Genomic DNA, 1309 nt, shown 5'->3' with positions numbered 1-1309 from the left:
TTGAAGAAGTTGTAAACAACCATCCTGCTGAAGTTGAAAAATACAAAGCCGGAAATACTAAACTTTTAGGGTTCTTTGTTGGTCAGGTAATGAAAGCAACTAAAGGAAAGGCAAATCCAAAAATTGTTAATAAAATATTAAGTGAAATTTTAAACAGATAGACTTACCTACAGCTTAAAGCTGTAGGTTTTTAAATTTTAAATACAGGATTTTTTTAGATATACTTTTTCCAAATACTCAATAAACTGATTTTCATTGTTTATATCAAAAGAAGGCTCAAAATCATAATAGTCTGTAATAACTCCTTTTAGCTCTGGGTTGTCCTTTAACATCAATTCTCTGTTTTCATCTTTCCTTATAACTTCAAACTTGTCAAAACCTTTATACCATTTAAAACCCTCAAGAATTATTAAATCTGCAGATTTGTCTGCAAATTTCTCAACTATTTCAAAAGGTGTTAGCTCGTTTTTTGTTTTGTTAAAGGTTGTTATTTTATTTGGAGAGACTAAAACAACCTGGTCAGCCCCTGCCTGCTGGAATTTCCAGCTGTCTTTTCCTTCTGTATCTGTTTTTGCCTTTCCTTTAGGGTCATGTTTTACGGCAACAATTTTATAACCTTTTTCTTTAAGTTTTTTTATAACTTTTTCAATAAATGTGGTCTTACCACTGTTATGGGCACCTACTATTCCTATTATTTTCATTGTTCTCCTGCAAATTTTTTGTAAAGTTTTAAAGGCTCAAGCCTGTATTCATTATCAATAGTGTATATTTTAACAAAATCAAAAATGTTTACATAAAAAACTTCATTTTTTTTATCAAATTTTACATTTTTAATAGAAGTTTTAGTGTTAAATAAAACTTTAAATTCTTCTGTAATACTATCTTCCATGGGTATTATGATGTCCCTTATTATATCTTCAATAAATGATGGAAATTCAAAAGTTGTTTTTTCTTCACAAAGTTTTTTGTCATAAGATGAGTAAGTTCTGCATACAAAAGGTCTTGCTTCATAAACACTGCATAAGTTAGTTATTAAAAATGGGCAGGGTGTATTTTCATCATATTCATCTTTAAATTTCTCAAGTTTTTGTGCTATCTCCTTCTTTTTAGAATTATCAAGTTTATTTAAAGCTTTTAAAAATAAAAAAAGCTCTGCTAAGTTAACTTTACCTGCCAGCCGTAGCAGCAGTAAGCACATCCTTTTCACAGGCGAGTCCCTTTTGAGCTTCTACGTTTTCTGAAACATTTTTATGAATATTTATCTGATACTCCTCATATCCTTTAAATCTGGGGATTGTTAACTATATAA

At 29.5% G+C, this 1309-nt stretch carries 2 protein-coding genes and 1 pseudogene; 1 reads left to right on the top strand and 2 read right to left on the bottom strand.

Translation table 11 applies throughout. The features are described 5' to 3' along the window. Positions 1-161: pseudogene (locus HG1285_RS19295) on the top strand (Asp-tRNA(Asn)/Glu-tRNA(Gln) amidotransferase GatCAB subunit B); the annotation flags it as partial. A 36-nt stretch (positions 162-197) separates the two neighbouring features. Here HG1285_RS19295 and mobB read toward each other — a convergent pair. Together mobB and HG1285_RS18535 are read right to left on the bottom strand one after the other, a co-directional pair. After that, a complete protein-coding gene (gene mobB, locus HG1285_RS01180; RefSeq protein WP_008289457.1) occupies positions 198-701 on the bottom strand; it encodes a molybdopterin-guanine dinucleotide biosynthesis protein B in 504 nt (167 codons plus the stop codon). Then, positions 698-1198: a YkgJ family cysteine cluster protein gene (locus HG1285_RS18535; protein ID WP_008289456.1), complete on the bottom strand. Its 501-nt coding sequence runs from the start codon at positions 1196-1198 to the stop codon at positions 698-700. Before HG1285_RS18535 ends, mobB begins: the two co-directional genes overlap by 4 nt. Between the last annotated feature and the right edge of the window lie 111 nt (positions 1199-1309).

The organism is Hydrogenivirga sp. 128-5-R1-1, assembly GCF_000171895.1.
This window is presented reverse-complemented; position numbering and strand designations above follow the sequence as displayed.